We start from the raw sequence: 20,504 nt of genomic DNA, 5'->3' as shown, positions 1-20,504 counted from the left end.
GAAGTTGGTCACCGGTCAGAGGAGAAGCGGACGGAGGCGGACGGCAGTTCCGCCTCGCACCACACCCGCGCCCCTGCGCGAAGTTCGTTGTCAGCCCCTACGACGGCGCCGTCCCCGATGACCGCGCCGTCGAGAACCGTGCGCGTACCCACCGAAGCGCGGGCGCCGATCAAGCTGGCGCTCACGTTCGTGTCCGCACCGATGATCGCGCCGTCCAGGACGATGGAGCCCTGGACGACCGCTCCCGCCTCGATACGGGCGCCAGCCCCGACAACGGTACCGCCCGACAGCTTGGCGCCTTCCGCCACCTCGGCACCCGGGAGCACCAGGGCCTCACCGCGCGGGCCGGGCACGGCCGGGGAGGAGACGATTCCACGGACCAGGTCGGCGGAGGCCTGGACGAAGGACTCGGGCTTGCCGAGGTCCAGCCAGTAGGTGTCCTCGGTGACGCCGTGCAGCTTGGCACCGGAGGCGAGCAGGCCGGGGAAGGTCTCGCGCTCGACGGATACCGGTCGGCCGGCCGGGATGGAGTCGATGACGCTGCGGCGGAAGACGTAGCAGCCGGCGTTGATCTGGTCGGTGACGATCTCCTCGGGCGTCTGCGGCTTCTCGGTGAAGGCCAGCACCCGCCCCTCGGGGTCGGTCGGGACCAGGCCGAAGGCGCGCGGGTCCTCGACCCGCACCAGGTGCAGGGAGACGTCCGCCGCGGCCGCCTGGTGGGACTCGACCAGGCCGGCGATGTCCAGACCGGTCAGGATGTCGCCGTTGAAGACGAGGACGGGGGCGTCCGGGCCGCCCGTCAGCCGCTCGGCGGCGTTGCGGATGGCGCCGCCGGTACCGAGCGGCTCGTCCTCGACCACGTACTCCAGCGTGATGCCGAAGTCCGAACCGTCACCGAAGTAGGGCTCGAAGACCTCGGCGAGGTAGCAGGTGGCCATCACGATGTGGGTGACACCGGCGGCAGCGGCCCTGGCTATCTGGTGGGCGAGGAACGGAACACCCGCGGCCGGAACCATCGGCTTGGGGGTGTTCACCGTCACGGGACGCAGCCGCGTCCCCTGCCCGCCAACCAGCAGGATCGCTTCCGTCATTGCTTTCTCCCCAACCGGTTCGGGCGTACGAAGGTTCAAATTTAGCCCATGCGGGGACACGCGAAGGCCGGAGGCGGGCCGCGTTGCCGGGCGGCGCGGGGACGACGGGACGGCCTGCCGCACGCAACACCGCCGCCCACGCGGCAGGTCGGGACCTGCGGCGTGGGCGGGGCCGGGCGTCCGTGCCGGCCGGGAGAGGGACAAGGCCCGTTGGGTCGTTGCGGATTTGGTACGTCACCGCGTCGGTGCCGTTGCCGTACGCGACGGGCCAGGGGGCCTTCGTCCCCCTTCTCCTTACGGCAGGTTGCGCGCCATGACGATGCGCTGGACCTGGTTCGTGCCTTCGTAGATCTGGGTGATCTTGGCGTCGCGCATCATGCGCTCGACCGGGTAGTCGCGGGTGTAGCCGTAGCCGCCGAGGAGTTGGACGGCGTCCGTGGTGACCTCCATGGCCACGTCGGAGGCGAAGCACTTCGCGGCGGCGCCGAAGAACGTCAGGTCGGCGTCGACACGTTCGGACTTGGCGGCCGCCGAGTACGTGAGCTGGCGGGCGGCCTCGATCTTCATGGCCATGTCCGCGAGCATGAACTGCACGCCCTGGAAGTCGCCGATCGGCTTGCCGAACTGCTTGCGCTCCTGGACGTACCCCTTCGCGTAGTCCAGGGCGCCCTGGGCGATGCCGAGGGCCTGGGCCGCGATGGTGATGCGGGTGTGGTCCAGGGTCTTCATGGCGGTGGCGAAGCCGGTGCCCTCGGCGCCGATCATGCGGTCCGCGGGGATGCGGACGTTGTCGAGGTAGACCTCGCGGGTCGGGGAGCCCTTGATGCCGAGCTTCTTCTCGGGGGCGCCGAAGGAGACGCCCTCGTCGCCCTTCTCCACGACGAAGGCGCTGATGCCCTTGGAGCGCTTCTCCGGGTCGGTGACCGCCATGACGGTGTAGTACTCGGAGACGCCCGCGTTGGTGATCCAGCGCTTGACGCCGTTGAGGACCCAGAAGTCGCCGTCGCGCACCGCGCGGGTCTTCATGCCGGCCGCGTCGGAGCCCGCGTCGGGCTCGGAGAGGGCGTACGAGAACATCGCGTCGCCCTTGGCCAGCGGGCCGAGGTACTTGGCCTTCAGCTCCTCCGAGCCGGAGAGGATCACCGGGAGCGAGCCGAGCTTGTTCACGGCCGGGATGAGGGAGGAGGAGGCGCAGACGCGGGCCACTTCCTCGATCACGATCACCGTGGCGAGCGCGTCGGCGCCGGCGCCGCCGTAGGTCTCGGGCACGTGGACGGCGTGCAGGTCGTTGGCGACCAGCGCGTCGAGGGCCTCCTGCGGGAAGCGGGACTCCTCGTCGACCGCCGCGGCGAACGGCAGGATCTTCGCCTCGGCGAGCGAGCGGACGGACTCGCGGAGCATGTCGTGCTCCTCGGCCGGGCGGTACAGGTCGAAGTCGGCAGAACCCGCCAAGATCTCTCACTCCCCAGGTGTGATGCGTGGTGCGCGCCGCGTGTGCCGGCGCACGATCCGTGATGCTAACTACCGTTAAGTAACCCGAAGCTTAGTCTCCGGCGTCAGGGCAGCGATATGTACGGCGTACGTGAGCTGCGTGACAGCCGGGGCGTCCGGTGGGCTCGTGGGGAGCGTCCCCCGGGGCGGGCCCGACTATGCTCAGTGGCCGCAAACGGCCCCGCACCTCTGGAGCACCCATGGCCCCCCTCAAGATCACTGTGATCGGCACCGGTTACCTCGGCGCGACGCACGCCGCCGCCATGGCCGAGCTGGGCTTCGAGGTGCTGGGCCTGGACGTGGTGCCGGAGAAGATCGAGATGCTGGCCGCGGGCCGGGTCCCGATGTACGAGCCCGGGCTGGAGGAGCTGCTGGGCGCGCACGTGGCCGGGCTGCCGGGGTCGTCGGGGCGGCTGCGCTTCACCCGGTCGTGGGAGGAGGTCGGCGCCTTCGGCGACGTCCACTTCCTGTGCGTGAACACTCCGCAGAAGCACGGCGAGTACGCCTGCGACATGTCGTACGTGGACTCCGCGCTGGAGTCGCTGGCCCCGCACCTGACCCGGCCCGTACTGGTCGTCGGCAAGTCCACGGTGCCGGTCGGCTCGGCGGAGCGCCTCGCCGCCAAGCTGGCGGCGCTGGCCCCGGCGGGCGCGGACGCGGAGCTGGCGTGGAACCCGGAGTTCCTGCGCGAGGGCTTCGCGGTCCAGGACACCCTGCACCCGGACCGGATCGTGATCGGTGTACAGGGCGACCGCGGCGAGAAGGTGCTGCGGGAGGTGTACGAGACGCCGATGTCGGAGGGCACGCCGCTGGTGGTGACGGACTTCCCGACCGCGGAGCTGGTCAAGACGGCCGCCAATTCCTTCCTCGCGACGAAGATCTCCTTCATCAACGCGATGGCCGAGGTGTGCGAGGCGGCCGGCGGTGACGTGGTGAAGCTGGCGGAGGCGATCGGCTACGACGAGCGGATCGGCTCCAAGTTCCTGCGGGCCGGGATCGGCTTCGGCGGCGGCTGCCTGCCCAAGGACATCCGGGCGTTCATGGCCCGGGCCGGCGAGCTGGGCGCGGACCAGGCGCTGACGTTCCTGCGCGAGGTCGACTCCATCAACATGCGCCGCCGCGGGCACATGGTCGAGCTGGCGCGCGAGGCGGTCGGCGGCTCCTTCCTCGGCAAGCGCGTCGCGGTGCTCGGCGCCACCTTCAAGCCGGACTCCGACGACGTGCGCGACTCCCCCGCGCTGAACGTGGCCGGGCAGATCCACCTCCAGGGCGGCCAGGTCACCGTCTACGACCCGAAGGGCATGGACAACGCGCGGCGCGTCTTCCCGACCCTCGGGTACGCGGAGTCCGCCGTCGCGGCGGCGCGGGGCGCGGAGGTGGTCCTGCACCTCACCGAGTGGCGGGAGTTCCGCGAGCTGGACCCGGCCGCGCTGGGCGAGGTCGTCACGGACCGGCTGGTCCTGGACGGCCGCAACGCCCTCGACCCCGACCTGTGGCGGGGCGCCGGCTGGACCTACCGCGCGATGGGCCGCCCGCGGGCCTGACCTGACGCGCACCCGCGCGCCCGACCTGCACCGCCGCTGATCTGACGCACCCCGGTCCGCAGACGGGTCCGGCCGCGGGCACGGCGGATCGGTAGAGTGGCGGCCGATGACCGCGACCAGCAGCCCTCCGACCGCCCCCCGCCCCGGCGCGGCGGCGCCCGCCGCACCCGGCGGGCGGGGAACCTTCGAAGCAGCCGTGCGCGGACGCGGCGCGCTGCTCGGCATCGGGGGGTTCTGGCTGGCCACCCGGGCGCTGATGCTGTGGATGCTCGTGCACGACTTCCACGGCTCGAACCTGGTGCGCGTGGAGGTCACCGGGACCTACCACAACTGGTACGACGTCCTCGTCACCTGGTCGATGCCGCACGACGACATCATGTGGCAGTACCCGCCGGCCGCCGCGGCGATCTTCCTCTCGCCCGACCTGCTGCCGTTCCTCAGCTACTTCCAGGCCTTCGTCGCGCTGACGGTGCTCTGCGACGGGCTCGTCCTCGTCGGCCTGCTCCGCGCCGCCCGCCGCGGCGACGGCAGCACCGCCGGCGCCCTGCTCTGGCTGGGCGCGCTGCCGCTGCTGATGGCGACGCCGTTCGCGCGCTACGACGTCCAGGTGACGCTGCTCGCGGTCGGTTCCCTGCTGTGCCTGCGCCACCGCCCGCGGCTCGGCGGGGTGATCGCGGGCGTCGGCGCCATGGTCAAGGTGTGGCCGCTGCTCGCCCTGCTGGGGGTCCCGCGCGGCAAGTCCGCGCGGGAGGCGGTCATCGCGGCGGCGCTGTCCTGCGTCGCGCTGCTGGCCGTCTTCGCGGCCCTGTTCCGGGACTCCCTGGGCTTCCTCGGCAACCAGGGGGACCGCGGGGTCCAGATCGAGTCCCTCGGCGGTTCGGCGCTGATGCTGGCCATGAAGACGAAGGCCTGGCCCGGGAAGATCGACTTCCGGTACGGCGCCTTCGAGTACGTCGGCCCCTACGTCCCGGCCATCGCGCGGGTCTCGCTCGCCCTCACCGCGATCGGCTTCCTGCTGCTGATCCTGTGGCGGGTCAAGGCCCGTCGCTGGACGACGGCGACCCCGCCGGACGCCGCGCTCTGCGCGATCATGGTGTTCACGGTGACCAGCCGCGTCATCAGCCCGCAGTACATGATCTGGCTGCTCGGCCTCGCGGCCGTCTGCCTGACCTCCCGGCACACCACCCAGCGCCCGGTCGCGTGGCTGCTGGCCGCAACCGCGTTGCTCACGTCGCTGGTCTTCCCCGTCTGGTACGGCGACGTCCTGCAGAACACCTGGACCGGGACCGTCCTGCTGTGCGCCCGCAACGGCATGCTGCTCTACGCGACCGTCTGGTCCGGCATCCGGCTGTGGAAGGCGACCGTCACCCCCGTCGCCGGAGCCGGACCGGCCCCGGCGGACCAGCCCGCCCCGGCGGCCGGCTGACCCGGGGCCGGCTAGACCGGGCGGCGGTGTTGGGCGGCGCGAGCGGTGAACTCCGCATCGCGCAGCACCCGTTGGGCATTGCCCCAGGTGAGCAGGGCCAGGTCGGGCTCCGTCCAGCCCCGCTCCAGCAGTTCGGCGACCAGCCTCGGATAGCCCGAGGGGTCGGTCAGCCCGGCCGGGCGCGGGCTGCCGGGTTCGGCCCCGAACGCGGCGCCGAGGCCGACGCCGTTCGGGCCCGCGAGCGCCCGTACGTGGTCCACGTGGTCCGCCACCGCGTGCAGGGAGTCCCCGGTCCGCTCGGTGTCGAAGGTGACCATCGCCAGCCCGCCCGCCGCGCGCAGCGCGAGCAGCACCTCGTCGGTCACGTTCCCCGGATGCGGGTTGAGGGCGGCGGCGCCGGTGTTCGAGATGATGACCGGCGACTTGGAGGCGCCCGCGAGCTGGCAGGCCACCGCCGACGGGCATCCCGCCAGGTCGAGCAGCATCCCCAGCCGGTTCATCTCCTTGACCACCTCGTGGCCGAAGACGGTCAGGCCCTCCCGCGCCCACGGCGCCCCGGCGGGCGCGAGGATCCGTACGCCCAGCGCGTGAAAGGCGCGCAGCGCCCCCAGCGAGCCGGTCAGCGTACGGCCGGGCACCGGGCCGAGGAACGCGGCGATCCGGCCCCGGTTGCGGGCGTCCGCCATGTCGTCGGGGGTCAGCGCCAGGCACAGGCTGTCGGGGTAGCGGCGCACGAGGGACAGCGCCACGTCGATCTGCTCCAGGGTGTCGGACACCACCTGGTCGGCGGCCGGCGCCTCGCTCGGCGTCAGCAGGGACCAGAACTGGGCCCCGACCCCGCCGGCGCGCAGCCTGGGGATGTCGGTGTCGACACCGAGGTCCGGGGTGTCGATGTCGTGGTAAGGGCTCTGGCGCAAGGTCCACACCAGGGTGTTGCACCCGTCGGCGACGGGATGCTCGGCCAGCAGTTCCACGGCCCGGTCCAGGGCTCCGGTCACCGCCCCCGGGGCGGCGAGGTCTTCGGATCCCACGGAGCCCGGGCCCACGTCGGTGCCGGGGCTCTGGAGGGGTTCGTCCTGCAAGTCGGCCATGGCGTTCGCTCCGGTCTCGGCGCAGCAGGGAGAGAAGCGGGGTTCGTCTGGCCACGGTGACACGCGGGACGCGCGGGTTCACGGCGGATGTGGCGTTCGGGTGCACCGCGGGGGCGGCACCCGAACGCCGGCGGCCCCGAGGGGCGCCGGGGTGTCCGGCGGATCACGGCCGCGCCCGGCCCCGATCCGCCGGGCACCCCTAGATCACCGCGTTGGACGGCCCGCGCGAGGCCGAGAGGTCGCGCGCCACCGCCTCGGCGTCGCGCAGCGCGCGGACCGCGTTGGACCAGGTCAGTTTGGCCAGGTCGGCCCGAGACCAGCCGCGCGTCAGCAGCTCCGCGATCAGGTTCGGGTAGCCCGCCACGTCGTCCAGCCCGGAGGGGGTGAAGGCCGTGCCGTCGTAGTCGCCGCCGATGCCGATGTGGTCGACGCCGGCCACCTCGCGCATGTGGTCGAGGTGGTCCGCGACGGTGGCGGCCGTGGCCACCGGGCGCGGGCGCTCCGCCTCGAAGGCCCGGTGCAGGGCCATCGCCCCGGGGGTGGTGTCGAGGTGGTGGAACCCGTGCGCGCGCAGGTTCTCGTCGGCGGCCAGCGTCCACTCGACGGCCCCGGGCAGGATGAACTTCGGCACGAAGGTGGCCATGGCCACCCCGCCGTTCGCCGGGAGCAGCGCCAGTACGTCGTCCGGCACGTTGCGCGGGTGGTCGCAGACGGCCCGCGCGGAGGAGTGCGAGAAGATCACCGGCGCGGTGGACACCTCGATGGCGTCCCGCATCGTCGTCTCGGCGACGTGCGAGAGGTCGACGAGCATGCCGATGCGGTTCATCTCGCGCACGACCTCGCGGCCGAAGCCGGTGAGGCCGCCGTGCCGGGGCTCGTCGGTCGCCGAGTCCGCCCAGTCGATGGTGTCGTTGTGCGTGAGGGTCATGTACCGCACGCCGAGCCGGTGCAGGGCGCGCAGCGTGGCCAGCGAGTTGTTGATGGAGTGGCCGCCCTCGGCGCCCATCAGCGAGGCGATCCGGCCCTCGGCCCGGGCCGCCTCCATGTCGTCGGCGGTGAGCGCCCGGGCGAAGGCCGCCGGGTAGCGCGCGATCAGCTGGTCGACGCCGTCGATCTGTTCGAGGGTGGCGCTGACCGCCGTGTCGCCCGCGTAGTCCGACCGTACGAACACGGACCAGAACTGCGCGCCGACCCCGCCGGCGCGCAGCCGGGGGATGTCGGTGTGCAGGGTGCCGCGCTGGTCGGCGGCGATGTCCAGCCGGTCGAGGTTGTAGCGGGCCTGCTGGCGCAGCGCCCAGGGCAGGTCGTTGTGCCCGTCCACCACCGGGTGTTCGGCCAGCAGCTCGCGCGCCTCGGCCAGGCGCCGCTCGGCGCTCACTTGACGAATCCGAACGACTCCGTGCCGGCGGCCTTGGCCCGCAGCCGCTTGCCCTTCTCGGTGGCCTGGTCGTTCAGCTCCTGCTGGAAGTCGCGCATCCGGGCCAGCAGCTCGGTGTCGTGCGCGGCCAGCATCCGTACGGCCAGCAGGCCCGCGTTGCGCGCTCCGGCGATGGAGACCGTGGCGACGGGAACCCCGGCGGGCATCTGGACGATCGACATCAGGGAGTCCATGCCGTCGAGGTACTTCAGCGGCACCGGGACGCCGATGACGGGCAGCGGGGTGACCGCGGCGAGCATGCCGGGCAGGTGGGCGGCGCCGCCGGCACCCGCGATGACGGCCTTGAGGCCGCGCGCGTCGGCCTGCTCCCCGTACGCGATCATCTCGCGCGGCATCCGGTGCGCGGAGACGACGTCGACCTCGTAGGGGATCTCGAACTCCTCCAGCGCCTTGGCGGCGGCCTCCATGACCGGCCAGTCGGAGTCGGAGCCCATGACGATGCCGATGACGGGGCCCGTGGTGCCTGCGGTAGAGCTGGTGCTCATTCGGTGATCGTCCCTCTGAGGTAGCCGGCTGCGTGACGTGCGCGCTCCAGCACATCGTCCAGGTCGTCGCCGTAGGTGTTGACGTGGCCGACCTTGCGGCCGTGTTTCACGTCCTTGCCGTACATGTGGATCTTCAGCTGCGGGTCGTGGGCCATGCAGTGCAGGTAGGCCGCGTACATGTCGGGGTAGTCGCCGCCCAGGACGTTCGCCATGACCGTCCAGCGGGCGCGCGGGCGCGGATCGCCGAGCGGCAGGTCGAGCACCGCCCGTACGTGGTTGGCGAACTGGGAGGTGACCGCGCCGTCCTGGGTCCAGTGGCCGCTGTTGTGCGGGCGCATGGCCAGTTCGTTGACCAGGATCCGGCCGTCGGTGGTCTCGAAGAGCTCCACGGCCAGGTGGCCGGTCACCCCGAGTTCCTTCGCGATGCGCAGGGCCAGGGCCTGCGCCTCGCCCGCCAGCTCCGCCGAGAGGTTCGGGGCGGGCGCGATGACCGTGTCGCAGACGCCGTCGACCTGGACGGACTCCACGACGGGGTAGGCCACCGCCTGGCCGTGCGGGGAGCGGACGATGTTGGCCGCGAGCTCGCGGACGTAGTCCACCTTCTCCTCGGCCAGGACCGGGACGCCCGCCTTGAAGGGGGCCGCCGCGTCCTCGGGGGTGCGGACGAACCACACGCCCTTGCCGTCGTAGCCGCCGCGCACCGTCTTGAGGATGACGGGGAACCCGCCGACCTCCTGCGCGAAGGCCGCCGCGTCCGCCGGATCGCTCACGATCCGGTGGCGGGGACTGGGCGCGCCGATCTCGTCGAGCCTGGCGCGCATCACCCCCTTGTCGGCGGCATGCATCAACGCGTCGGGCCCCGGGCGGACGGGAATGCCGTCCGCTTCCAGGGCCCGCAGGTGTTCGATGGGTACATGCTCGTGGTCGAAAGTGATCACATCGCAGCCGCGCGCGAAGGCGCGCAACGTCTCCAGGTCGCGATAGTCGCCGATGACGACGTCGTTCACGACCTGGGCCGCCGAGTCCTGTGGGGTGTCACTGAGGAGCTTGAATCTGATGCCGAGGGGGATGCCCGCCTCGTGGGTCATGCGGGCGAGCTGTCCGCCGCCGACCATGCCGACTACCGGGAACGTCACCTCTCCAGGGTATCCGCCGGTATTCCGCCATCCGGACGCAGCCCTGGCGCGGACTCGCCGGACGGCCGTGTGCCGTGCGTCGCAGGGGGGCACATGCGCGGACGGAGCCGCGGGGCGGCACTTACCATGGACGGGCGACGAGATTCGGTTGACGGATACGTGTGACGCAGAAGACGTGTGCGCCGAGACGTGGGTCGTCGACGACGAGTGACGCCTCCTTCACGGGGCGGCGACGACGGACAGGGACTGAACCATCACATGAGCACGCCGAAGCACGGATCCGCCCTCGAACGCATACGCGGTATGGCACGGGAGGTCGCCAAGTTCGGGGCGGTCGGCGGGCTGGGCGTGCTGGTCAACATGGGCGTGTTCAACCTGATCCGCAGCACCACCGACCTCCAGGTGGTGCGCGCGAGCGTGATAGCGACCGTGGTGGCCATCGCGTCGAACTACCTCGGGTTCCGCTACTTCGCCTACCGGGACCGCGCCGACAACAGCAGCCACACCCGCACCCGTGAGCTGGTGCTGTTCGCCGCGTTCAGCGTGATCGGCCTGGTCATCGAGAACGGCGTGCTGTACACCGCCACCTACGGGCTCGGCTGGGACGGCTCCCTCGCGACGAACTTCTTCAAGTTCACCGGTATCGGCATCGCCACGGTCTTCCGCTTCTGGTCCTACCGGACGTGGGTCTTCAAGGCGCTGCCCACGCCGGCCGCCGCCTCGCTGGTCGTCGAGCAGCGCGACGGGCAGGCCCCCGTGGCAGCCCCCCTCGCCACCGAGCCGGCCGCGACGCCGGTCCGCTAGCGGACCCGGGCTCGGGCCGGCGGCGGCTAGCGGACCGGCCGCTCGGGCTCCGCGGGCGGGGGCGCCGTCCGGCTCAGGAACAGGGCGAACACGGGCGGCTGCGTCTGGAGCAGCTCCAGGCGGCCGCCGTCCGCCTCCGCGAGGTCGCGGGCGACGGCGAGGCCGATGCCCGTCGAGTTGCGGCCGCTGATGGCCCGCTCGAAGATCCGGTTGCCGAGGTCGGGCGGAACGCCGGGGCCCTCGTCCGTGACTTCCAGCACCGCCTGGTTGCCGGTGACCCGGGTGCGCAGCGCGACCGTGCCACCGCCGTGCATCAGCGCGTTCTCCACGAGGGTGGCCAGCACCTGCGAGACCGCCCCCGGCGTGCCGACGGCCCGCATGCCCGTCTTGCCCGAGCGGACGATGGCCCGGCCGGCGCTGCGGTAGGCCGGCCGCCACTCCTCCACCTGCTGCTTGACGACCTCGTCCAGGTCGAAGGGGACCGCCGAGCCGGTCCGGGGGTCGCGCGAGTTCGTCAGGAGCCGTTGCACCACGTCCGTGAGCCGCTCCACCTGGGTCAGGGCGATGCTCGCCTCTTCCCGTACGGTCTCCAGGTCGTCGGTGACGGTGATCTCCTCCAGCCGCATCGACAGGGCCGTCAACGGGGTCCGCAGCTGGTGCGAGGCGTCGGCGGCCAGCCGCCGCTCGGCCGTGAGCATCCGGGCGATCCGCTCCGCGCTGGAGTCCAGTACGTCCGCCACCCGGTCCAGCTCGGGAACCCCGTAGCGCTTGTGGCGGGGGCGCGGGTCGCCCGACCCGAGCCGTTCGGCCGTCTCGGCGAGGTCGGTGAGCGGCGAGGCCAGCCGGTTCGCCTGGCGGACGGCGAGCAGGACGGCCGCCACGACGGCCAGCAGCGCCACCGCGCCGACCACGACCAGGGTCCGTCCGACCTCCTTGGTGACCGTGGAGCGGGACTCCTCGACCACCACCACCTCGCCCTGCTCCCCGCGGGCGGTGCCGCGGATGACGCTGTCCGGGATCCGCTCGCCCACTTCGACGGGCGGCCGGCCGGGAACGCTGATGCGGGCGTACCGTCCCACGTCCAGCTGCTCGCCCAGCGAGACCGGGTCGACCGGTTTGCCCTCCAGCACGTCCGTCTCGACGATGCCCACCAGTCGCAGCGCCTCCGACCCGATCCGGTCCTGGGCGCTGCTGGTGATCGTCCTGGTCTCCACGATGACGAGGGAGACCCCGAAGACGGCGATCACGACGAGCACCACGGCGAGCGTGGAGTTGATCAGACGGCGGCGCACGGCTCAGTCCGCACTCGGTTCTCCACCCGGTTTCGCTCAGCTCTTCTCGAAACGGAAGCCGACGCCCCGTACCGTCGCGATGTAACGGGGGTTCGCGGCGTCGTCCCCCAGCTTCTTGCGGAGCCAGGAGATGTGCATGTCCAGGGTCTTGGTCGAGGACCACCAGGTGGTGTCCCAGACCTCGCGCATCAGCTGGTCGCGGGTCACGACCCGGCCCGCGTCCCGGACCAGGACCCGCAGGAGGTCGAACTCCTTGGCGGTGAGCTGGAGCTCCTCCTCCCCCATCCAGGCGCGGTGCGACTCGACGTCGATCCGTACGCCGTGGGTGGCCGGCGCCTGGGAGGCCTCGTTGGCGCCGCGCCGCAGCAGGGCCCGGACCCGGGCCAGCAGTTCGGCGAGCCGGAACGGCTTCGTCACGTAGTCGTCGGCGCCCGCGTCCAGGCCGACGACCGTGTCGACCTCGTCCGCCCGGGCCGTCAGCACCAGGATCGGGAACCCGTGCCCCTCCGCGCGCAGCCGTCGGGCCACTTCCAGGCCGTCCATGCCGGGCAGTCCCAGGTCCAGGACGACGAGGTCGACGCCGCCTTGCAGTCCCGCGGCCAGAGCGGTGGGGCCGTCCTCCCGGACCTCGACCTCGTACCCCTCCCGGCGCAGGGCGCGGGCCAGGGGCTCCGAGATGGATGCGTCGTCCTCGGCGAGCAGTACACGCGTCATGTGGGTGATGGTAGTCCGCGGCGACCGAAACGTGGGCCAGCCCGCATACCCCTGCCTATCTGGGCTTATGGACTACTACCCGCCTTCGAATATGGTCGAACGGTTCCCGCGCCCCCTTGTGATCCATATCTCAAGTCCTTCCATATGCCGCAGTGTCGTGTCGTATGGTGGCGAGACGCCTGATGCACTACCCAGGGGACCTTTGTGCCGAAAAACGAGCCAAGGGTCTCTCCTTCTGTCCCGAGCGGATCGGCGCCTTGATGCGTACACGTGTCAAGGACGGCCCCGTCCGCCCCGGATGAAGTGAATGACCTAGGGGCCGGGCCCTGCGCGCGAATGTGCGCGGAGGGCGTGGATCCCGGTTACGGACCTTCCTTCGACCCCACCCGCGGGTCGAGACCCCGAGGCGTGGGGTGGGCGGCCCGTCGCCGGTGCCGGCCACCCCCCACAGGGCGCTGCCCCGCTCACGAAGCGACAGCGTCCCGATCAAGCAAGGATCGACCATGGCTTCCAGCCTGACGAAGGAACCGGCGGCTCCGGCCTCCGAGAAGACCTTCTTCGGCCACCCCCGTGGCCTGGCCACTCTGTTCATGACCGAGATGTGGGAGCGCTTCAGCTTCTACGGCATGAAGGCCCTGCTCCTCGTCTACCTGATCTCGGGTGGCCCGGATGCCAAGAAGGGCAGCCTGGGCGGCGGCATCGGGATGGACGAGGGAACGGCGATCGCCGTCTTCTCCATCTACGTGTCCATGGTCTACCTGCTCGCGATGCCGGGCGGATGGCTGGGCGACCGTGTCTGGGGCCCCCGCAAGACCGTGACCGTCGCCGCAGTGACGATCATGTCGGGTCACGTGATCCTGGCCCTGCCCGGATCGGCGACCTTCTACGTCGGCCTCGCGCTCGTCGCGATCGGCTCGGGCCTGCTGAAGGCCAACATCTCCACCATGGTCGGCCAGCTGTACAAGGACGCGGACGACCCGCGCCGCGACGGCGGGTTCACGATCTTCTACATGGGCATCAACGCGGGTGCCTTCTTCGCCCCGCTGGCCATCGGCACGGTGGGCCAGAAGATCAACTGGCACCTGGGCTTCGCCATGGCGGCGGTCGGCATGGGCATCGGCCTCGTCGTCTTCCTGCTGGGCACGAAGAACCTGAACCCGGTCAGCTCGGTCGTCCCGAAGCCGCTGTCGGCCGAGGAACGGACCTCCTGGCTGCGCAAGATCGCCATCTCGGTGGCCGTCGTGGCGGTCTTCTACACCGTCATCGCCGTCGCCGGCATGTTCACCAAGGCTTGGGCGACCATCCCGCTCACCCTGGTCGGCCTGATCGTCCCGACCGCCGTGCTCGTGCGGATCAAGCGGGACAAGGAACTCGACCGCGGCGAGCAGTCGAAGATGACCGGCTACATCTGGTTCTTCGTGGCCGCCGCCGCCTTCTGGATGATCTACGACCAGGGCGCTTCGACGGTCCAGGCGTTCGGTGAGACCAAGGCGTCCGGCTCGCTGCTCGGCTTCGAGTTCCCCTCGTCCTGGTACCAGTCGCTGAACCCGGTCTTCATCATGGCGCTGGCCCCGGTCTTCGCCTGGATCTGGCTGTGGCTGAACCGCAAGGGCAAGGAGCCGACCACGGTCGGCAAGTTCGCCGCCGGTCTGTTCTTCATCGGCGTCTCGTTCTTCTTCTTCCTGCTGCCGGTCGCCATGTCCTCGAACGGCCACCTGGTCAGCCCGATGTGGCTGGTGGGCATCTACCTGATCCAGACGGTCGGCGAGCTGTGCATCTCCCCCGTCGGCCTGTCGGTCACCACGAAGATGGCGCCGCAGAAGTACGCCTCGCAGATGATGGGCGTCTGGTTCCTGGCGGTGACGGCGGGTGACTCCATCACCAGCCTGCTGTCCGACCCGGCCGTGTTCGGCGTGGACCTCAACGGCACCGGCGCGGTGGCGATCGAGGCCGTCCTGGCCACACTGGCCGGCGTCGCGGTCTTCATGTACCGGAAGAAGGTCAAGGACCTCATGGGCGACGTGCGCTGACGCGCCCTCCCGCCCCGACCGAAGGGCCCGCACACCGGAAGGTGTGCCGGGCCCTTCGGCGTTCCTCGCGACCCGGTCGGCCTCAGGCGTCAAGTGTCAGGCGTCAAGCGCCCTGTACCTCGGACTTGAAGCCGACGAGGAACGTCTTGAAACCGCAGCGCACGGTGGCCTTGCTTCCCGTCGGGGTCCAGCGGCTGTGGTGCGTGTGGCGGACGACGTGCTCCCGGACGCCTTGAACCGTGTCGCAGGTGATCACGGCACGGTGCCGGGCGCCCGAGGGCAGCCGTCCGGAGCAGGCCGACGTGACGTTGGGACGGCCGAACCTGTCCATGTCGGCGGTCGCCTTGCAGCGGCCGTTGCCTCCGCCGGCGGGCGCGGCGGAGGCCGGCGTTCCACCGATGACGGCGAGGGCCACGACGGCGGCCACCGCCACGAGTACGGACGTGAACTTCATGAGCTGCCCCGTTCTTCGCAGGTCCGGCGGACAAAAGACCACCTTTCCGCCGAACCGGAAGCTAGCAAGCAGAAACGATCACCTCCAAGAGGTTCGGGCCGCCGTGACACGGAGGGCGTACGTCCCGAGGGTCAGCGGTGGCCGCGCAGGCGGCGCCAGGGGGTGAAGGTGAAGACCGCCGCGCCGAGCAGGATGACCGTGCCGGCGACCAGGCCGAGGGCCTTGAGGCCGCCGCCGTCGGCCGCGCCGGTCTCGGCGAGGCCGCCGGACGCGGCGGAGCCGCTGGTGGTGCTGCCGGTGGTGGAGGGCGAGCCGGAGCCGCCGGGCTGGGCGGTGGTGTCCAGTTCCAGGGAGACGCCGCTGCTGGTGGCCTTGCAGGGCACGTTGATCGGTGTGGCACCGGGGGCCATCGTGACGTCGATCGTCAGCTGGTCCGGGCTGAGCGTCACCTTGCCGGTCTTGCCCGGCTTGTAAGTGCCGGTCATGTCGCTGAGGCTGACCGGGGCCTTGTCCGGGATCGGCTCGGCGTTGGCCGGGCCGGTGACCTTGACCGTGCCGCTGTCGGCGCCGCCGAGCTTGATGTCCATCGAGGGCTTGAGGGCCCCTGCCGGGAGGGCCATGGGGCTGGCCATTGCGCCCTTGGCGGTCTTGACGGTGAGGTCGTAGCCGCTGCCGTTCTTCTTCGCGTTGATGGTGACCGGGGTCTTGATGCCGCCGGGGACGACGGCTCCGCAGTCGTAGGCGACCTCGATCGGCTTGCCGGGGAAGTCGGTCTGCCCGCCGGTGCCGCCGGTGGTCGAGCCGCCCGTGGTACCGCCCGAGGTCGAACCGCCGGTGGTGCCACCCGTCGTGCCGCCGCCCTCGGTGACCTTGATGGTGGCGGCGACTCCCACCGTCTCCTTCGGGGAGCACTTCGTGATGAAGCCGCTGAAGTCCACGTCGTACTTGCCCGGCGTGATCGTGACGTCGCCCGCCTTGGTCAGCTTGACCTTGCCCTTCATGTCGGACATGACCATGGGGGCCTTCTTCGGGATGGGCGGGTTCTTCCGCTCCCCCTCCAGCTTGACCTCGGAGCCGAGCGCGCCGCCGAGCGTCACGTAGCCGGTGGGCTTGACGGTGTCCTTGCCCAGGTCCATGAGGTCGGTGTTGTTCGAGGCGGGTTTGACGGTCTTCCAGACCACCTCGACCTCGTCGCCGACCTTCGCGGTGGCGGGGGCGGTGATGGAGACGGTGGTGGTGCCCTGGACCGGGCCGCCGCCTCCCGCCGGCGGGATGCACTCCACCTTGTAGGAGACGTCGGCCGCCTGGGCGGGGGCGGCCGCCAGCAGGATGCCCGCGCCGCCGAACAGCAGCGCGACAGCGGCCGCGCTCACCCTCCGTTGGGTCTTCACGAATGTCCCTTCGTCGTCGGACGGTTTTCAGACGGTGCGGATGTCTGCGGTGTGTGTGGTGCCGGTGGTGCGTCTGGTTCCGGCGCGGTGTCCGGGGTGAACCACGGCAGGACCGCCGTGGGGGCTTCGGGGTCCGCCGCGGGGCCGGCGGAGGTGGGGGCGGCCGGGGTGGGGCGCGGGCGGACGCGGTCGACGACGGCCATGCCGACGCGGAAGACGGCGGTCGGGACAACCACCAGCAGCAGGGCCCAGAACAGCAGCACCCCGTACGGGCGCCCCACCCCCCACGGCTGCGTGGCCACCACCTTGTCCCCGTACTTGAGCGAGACCGTGTAGTCCCCGTGGGCGCCGGCGGCCAGGGCCACGTCCAGCCGGATCTCCGCCTTGCCGCCGGGCGCGATGGTGCCCTTCCAGCGGGCCTCCTCCCACAGCGGCGCGTACACCCCGTGCGCGGTGCCGAGCTGGAAGACCGGGTCCTTGACCGGGGCGGAACCGAGGTTGCCCACGGTGACCGTGAACTTCCGGGTGGGCGGCGCCCCGAACCAGGTCAGCACCCCGTCGTCGCCGTCCAGCCGGACCCCCGTGAGCAGCGCGAGGCGGCCGGTGCCGGACTCGGCGGGCAGCTCGGCCACGGGGTGGTCGGTGATCTTCAGCGGGAGCGCGACGGTGGACTGGTCCCCGTTGACGGAGGTCACGTTCACCACGCAGGGGCACGGCTTGGGCGGCCCCACGACCGGCAGCCGGGCGGTGAAGTGCCCGTCGTCTCCGACCGCGACGGCGACCCCGTCGGCGTTGGCGCAGCTGTTGGTGCCGCCGATCATGTTCTGTCCGCAGACCAGCAACATCACCAGCGTCTTGGGCCGCCATCCGGTGCCGGTGACCGTGACTCCGGTGCCCTTGGCGGCCTCCTGGAGGGAGAGCGCGGCGGCGGCCCTGCCCTCGTCCGCGATCGCGGCCGGGGCGGCGGGAAGCAGCGCCAGGGCGAACACCGCCAGCCCCGCCGCGAGCAGGGCCGTGATCCGGGCGCGGGCCGGCCGGCCGGCGTTGGCGCTCACCTGGGTGCTCCCGTCAGCGGGCGTCGGTGGGGGTGCGGCCGGTGCTCCGGTACGTGGTCCTCGTGCGGCTCGGGCGCCCGGCGGATGCGCCGGGTGCGTACGAGGAGCAGCGCGGCCGCGGTGGTCGCGCCGAGGGCGAGCAGGCCGGGGCCCGCCCAGCCGGCGAGGGAGGCGGGCACGCACCACGCGGAGGCGGTGGCCGTGGCCCGGGGGGCGCCGGGGGCGGCGACGGTGAGCGTGAGGTGCACGCGGTCGAACGCCGGCGCTCCGGGCCAGGGTTCGGTCAGCCCGACCCGCTGCCCGGGCAGCAGTTCCACCGGGAGGGCGTGCGGAGCGCGCCCGGGGGCCTTCCCGAAGCCGCCGTCGGCGCGGACCGCGAGGGTGGGGGCGAGGGCGACGTTGCCCCGGTTGACCAGGGTGTACGCGATGACGGCGGCCCCGCCCCGGCCCCGTACGGCGACGTCCTCGACGGTGAGGGCCGCCACGGCCGGGCCGCTGACGCGCAGGTGGACCCGTACGCCCGTCTCGTGGCCGGCCTCTGCGGCGACGATGGCGGCCGGGTGGTCGCCGGGCGCGGAGGCGGGCGGCAGGGTGACGGTGAAGGGCACCACGGCGCGGGTGCGGGCGGGGAGCCGGACGGTCGCGCCCCGGCCGAAGCTGATCCAGGATCCGGGGCCGGTGCCGGGACCGGTGGCCGGGCCCGCGCCGGGGCCGGGTCGCTCCGGGGGGCGTACGGCGAAGGCCCCGTCGGCGGTGTTGTACGCGTCGGCTCCGCGCAGCGTGACGGTGTGCTCCCGATCGGTGGGGTTGACCAGGGCGAGGCCGTCTTCGAGCACCGCACCGGGGGCCCCGGCGAGGTAGAAGTACGGGCGGACGGCGGCGCCCGCGCGGCCCGCGGCGGGCTCGGCGGTCCAGCCGGTGCCCTCGGGGGCGTCGGCGGCCTGCGCGGGCGCCGCGCCGAGCAGCGCGGCCGCCGTCAGGAGGGCGAGGCCGAGCCGCCTGGGTGCGCGGCGCCGGGGCGTGGGGGGCACGGGCATGGGCGGGCCGCTCCGTTCAGGACCGGGCCCGCTGGGCCGGCCGGCCGCGCCGGGTCAGCCACAGCACGCCCGCCGCGCCGGAGAGCAGCGCGGTGGCGCCGAGGGTGCCGAGCGCGAGGGCGGAGTCGGCGGGGCCGGTCTGCGGGAGGGTCTCGGGTGCGGGCTGCGCTCCGCCGGCGGCCGTCACGTCCAGTTCCAGGGACGGCTTGGGGCTGTTGCCGGGGGTGCAGGTGGTGGTGGTGCCCATCGCCTTGATGGTGAGCACCCCGGCGGTGAAGGTGACCTTGCCGCTCTTCTTCGGGGTGTAGGTGCCCGAGAGGTCGGAGATCTTGATGGGGGTGTCGGCGGGGACGGCCTCGGAGTTCGCGGGGCCCGAGACGGGTACCGACACCTTCTCCGCGCCGTCGGTCTGGAGGACGGCGCTCGGGTTCATCGCCCCTTTGCCCAGCTCGATGGGGCTGGAGGAGACCCCCTTCTGGAAGGTCATCGTCAGCTTGTACGCGTCCCCCTCCTTGACTGCCTTGACGTCGATGGGCGAGACCGCCGACTTGTCCCCGATGGGGGTCTGGCAGTTGTACGCGACGTCGACCACGTCGGCGCGGGCCGCGGGGGCGGCCGCCAGCAGGGCGGCCGCCGATCCGGCCACCGCGCAGAGCAGGGCGGGGACCGGTGCGAGCGTGGTGAATCGTTTCCGGTTGGACACCTTCGTCTTCCCCTCGGACCACAGGTTACTGACGGCACATCAGATCGGTGGCTCAAGGTACGCCCGGGGCCTTATGGAGGGAAGACAAAGGACGAGGGTGTTCAAGCGGGGCGCCGCACCGGCTTTCAGACGGCGCGGACGCCCCGCTGCCAGACGGCGGAGACCAGCGGGACGCCGGGCCGGTAGGCGAGGTGGACGTGGCTGGGGGCCTCCAGCAGGGCCAGGTCGGCCCGGGCTCCGGGGGTGAGCACGCCGATGTCGGTGCGGCGCAGGGCGCGGGCGCCTCCGGCGGTGGCCGACCAGAGGGCTTCGTCGGGGGTCATCCGCATGTCCCGGACGGCGAGCGCGATGCAGAACGGCATGGAACTCGTGTAGGAGGAGCCGGGGTTGCAGTCGGTGGACAGGGCTACGGTGGCGCCCGCGTCGAGCAGCCTGCGGGCGTCGGGCCACTGGGCGCGGGTGGAGAACTCGGCTCCCGGGAGCAGGGTCGCGACGGTGCGGGTGCTCTGGGCGAGGGCGTCCACGTCGGCGTCGGTGAGGTGGGTGCAGTGGTCGGCGGAGGCGGCTTCGAGCTCGACGGCGAGCTGGACGCCGGGGCCGTGCGAGAGCTGGTTGGCGTGGATGCGCGGGATCAGCCCGGCGGCGGCGCCGGCGGTGAGGATCGCGCGGGCCTGGTCACCGTCGAAGGCGCCCTTCTCGCAGAAGACGTCGACCCAGCGGGCGTGCGGGGCGCAGGCCGCGAGCATCTCGCCGGTGACGAGGGCGACGTAGGCCGCGGGGTCATCGGCGTAGTCCGGGGAGACGATGTGCGCGCCGAGGTAGGTGACCTCCTCGGTGTGCGCGGCGGCGATGCGCAGGGCGCGGGCCTCGTCCTCGACGGTGAGGCCGTAGCCGGACTTGGTCTCGAAGGTGGTGGTGCCCTGGCGGCGGGCCTCGTGGAGGTGGCGCAGCAGGTTGGCTTCGAGCTGGGCGTCGGTGGCGGCGCGGGTGGCGGCGACGGTGGTGCGGATGCCGCCCGCGGAGTAGGCGCGGCCCGACATCCGGGCGTTGAACTCGGCGGTGCGGTCGCCGGCGAAGACCAGGTGGGAGTGGGAGTCCACGAAGCCGGGGATCACCGCCCGGCCGGCCGCGTCGAAGGCGTTGTCGGTGGCGGGTGCTTTGCTGGATTCACCGACCCAGGCGATGCGGTCGCCGTCGATGACGACCGCCGCGTCCTGGATCAGTCCGAGGGGGGAAGCGTCACCGAGGGAGGGGTCGTTCGTGACCAGGTTGGCGATGTTGGTGATGAGCGTGGTGCTCGCGCTGTTCAGGGTGCTCATGGT

The 20,504-nt window shown here is 72.1% G+C and carries 18 protein-coding genes; 4 read left to right on the top strand and 14 right to left on the bottom strand.

The genetic code is table 11. From position 1 onward, the window contains the following. Positions 1–8: 8 nt before the first annotated feature. Positions 9–1,091 (bottom strand): sugar phosphate nucleotidyltransferase, encoded by a 1,083-nt coding sequence (locus tag ACWGH1_RS22965; protein ID WP_453353930.1) that lies wholly within the window; start codon positions 1,089–1,091, stop codon positions 9–11. Positions 1,092–1,385: 294 nt separating this feature from the next. Then, positions 1,386–2,543: an acyl-CoA dehydrogenase family protein gene (locus tag ACWGH1_RS22960; protein WP_453353931.1), complete on the bottom strand. Its 1,158-nt coding sequence runs from the start codon at positions 2,541–2,543 to the stop codon at positions 1,386–1,388. Between the two features lie 239 nt (positions 2,544–2,782). Between ACWGH1_RS22960 and ACWGH1_RS22955 the strand changes: the two genes are divergently transcribed. Together ACWGH1_RS22955 and ACWGH1_RS22950 are read left to right on the top strand one after the other, a co-directional pair. Continuing rightward, positions 2,783–4,126 (top strand): UDP-glucose dehydrogenase family protein, encoded by a 1,344-nt coding sequence (locus ACWGH1_RS22955; RefSeq protein WP_453353932.1) that lies wholly within the window; start codon positions 2,783–2,785, stop codon positions 4,124–4,126. A gap of 106 nt (positions 4,127–4,232) precedes the next feature. After that, positions 4,233–5,552, top strand: a complete 1,320-nt coding sequence (locus ACWGH1_RS22950; RefSeq protein ID WP_453353933.1) for a glycosyltransferase 87 family protein — start codon at positions 4,233–4,235, stop codon at positions 5,550–5,552. 11 nt (positions 5,553–5,563) lie between these two features. Here ACWGH1_RS22950 and ACWGH1_RS22945 read toward each other — a convergent pair whose 3' ends face one another. From ACWGH1_RS22945 to ACWGH1_RS22930, 4 genes are all read right to left on the bottom strand, one after another. After that, positions 5,564–6,643 carry a membrane dipeptidase gene (locus ACWGH1_RS22945; RefSeq protein WP_453353934.1) on the bottom strand — a complete coding sequence of 360 codons (1,080 nt, stop codon included), beginning with the start codon at positions 6,641–6,643 and terminating at the stop codon, positions 5,564–5,566. 199 nt (positions 6,644–6,842) lie between these two features. Further along, positions 6,843–8,021 (bottom strand): dipeptidase, encoded by a 1,179-nt coding sequence (locus ACWGH1_RS22940; protein ID WP_453356712.1) that lies wholly within the window; start codon positions 8,019–8,021, stop codon positions 6,843–6,845. After that, positions 8,018–8,566 (bottom strand): 5-(carboxyamino)imidazole ribonucleotide mutase, encoded by a 549-nt coding sequence (gene purE / locus ACWGH1_RS22935; protein WP_453356713.1) that lies wholly within the window; start codon positions 8,564–8,566, stop codon positions 8,018–8,020. Before purE ends, ACWGH1_RS22940 begins: the two co-directional genes overlap by 4 nt. Beyond that, a complete protein-coding gene (locus tag ACWGH1_RS22930) occupies positions 8,563–9,702 on the bottom strand; it encodes a 5-(carboxyamino)imidazole ribonucleotide synthase (protein WP_453356714.1) in 1,140 nt (379 codons plus the stop codon). The genes purE and ACWGH1_RS22930 overlap by 4 nt, the downstream gene beginning before the upstream one ends. A 258-nt stretch (positions 9,703–9,960) precedes the next feature. Between ACWGH1_RS22930 and ACWGH1_RS22925 the strand changes: the two genes are divergently transcribed. Further along, positions 9,961–10,506 (top strand): GtrA family protein, encoded by a 546-nt coding sequence (locus ACWGH1_RS22925; protein WP_453356715.1) that lies wholly within the window; start codon positions 9,961–9,963, stop codon positions 10,504–10,506. Between the two features lie 26 nt (positions 10,507–10,532). On the opposite strand, the gene ACWGH1_RS22920 is transcribed toward ACWGH1_RS22925, so the two are convergent. Further along, a complete protein-coding gene (locus tag ACWGH1_RS22920) occupies positions 10,533–11,798 on the bottom strand; it encodes an ATP-binding protein (RefSeq protein WP_453408964.1) in 1,266 nt (421 codons plus the stop codon). A 36-nt stretch (positions 11,799–11,834) separates the two neighbouring features. Next, positions 11,835–12,512, bottom strand: coding sequence for a response regulator transcription factor (locus tag ACWGH1_RS22915; RefSeq protein ID WP_136213631.1), 678 nt, complete (start codon positions 12,510–12,512; stop codon positions 11,835–11,837). Between the two features lie 503 nt (positions 12,513–13,015). Between ACWGH1_RS22915 and ACWGH1_RS22910 the strand changes: the two genes are divergently transcribed. Then, positions 13,016–14,542, top strand: a complete 1,527-nt coding sequence (locus tag ACWGH1_RS22910) for a peptide MFS transporter (RefSeq protein WP_453357029.1) — start codon at positions 13,016–13,018, stop codon at positions 14,540–14,542. 103 nt (positions 14,543–14,645) lie between these two features. Here the strand turns inward: ACWGH1_RS22910 and ACWGH1_RS22905 are convergent, their stop codons facing one another. From ACWGH1_RS22905 to hutI, 6 genes are all read right to left on the bottom strand, one after another. Beyond that, positions 14,646–14,996, bottom strand: a complete 351-nt coding sequence (locus ACWGH1_RS22905) for a hypothetical protein (protein ID WP_453356663.1) — start codon at positions 14,994–14,996, stop codon at positions 14,646–14,648. A 131-nt stretch (positions 14,997–15,127) separates the two neighbouring features. Then, entirely contained in the window at positions 15,128–16,369 is a 1,242-nt protein-coding gene (locus ACWGH1_RS22900; RefSeq protein WP_453356664.1) for a hypothetical protein, read from the bottom strand. Positions 16,370–16,383: 14 nt separating this feature from the next. Further along, complete coding sequence (locus ACWGH1_RS22895) at positions 16,384–17,442, bottom strand: neocarzinostatin apoprotein domain-containing protein (RefSeq protein WP_453356665.1); 1,059 nt, start codon at positions 17,440–17,442, stop codon at positions 16,384–16,386. Continuing rightward, positions 17,439–18,479: a COG1470 family protein gene (locus ACWGH1_RS22890; protein WP_453408963.1), complete on the bottom strand. Its 1,041-nt coding sequence runs from the start codon at positions 18,477–18,479 to the stop codon at positions 17,439–17,441. Before ACWGH1_RS22890 ends, ACWGH1_RS22895 begins: the two co-directional genes overlap by 4 nt. A gap of 16 nt (positions 18,480–18,495) precedes the next feature. Next, the gene (locus tag ACWGH1_RS22885; protein ID WP_453408962.1) at positions 18,496–19,182 is read right to left on the bottom strand and encodes an LPXTG cell wall anchor domain-containing protein; all 687 of its coding nucleotides are present in this window, start codon (positions 19,180–19,182) and stop codon (positions 18,496–18,498) included. Between the two features lie 125 nt (positions 19,183–19,307). Next, positions 19,308–20,501 carry an imidazolonepropionase gene (hutI, locus tag ACWGH1_RS22880; protein WP_453356639.1) on the bottom strand — a complete coding sequence of 398 codons (1,194 nt, stop codon included), beginning with the start codon at positions 20,499–20,501 and terminating at the stop codon, positions 19,308–19,310. Positions 20,502–20,504: the final 3 nt, after the last annotated feature.

This window comes from Streptomyces sp. NPDC054883, from assembly GCF_053610645.1.
The sequence above is the reverse complement of the archived record's forward strand: the minus strand, read 5'-3'. Positions and strand labels throughout refer to the sequence as shown.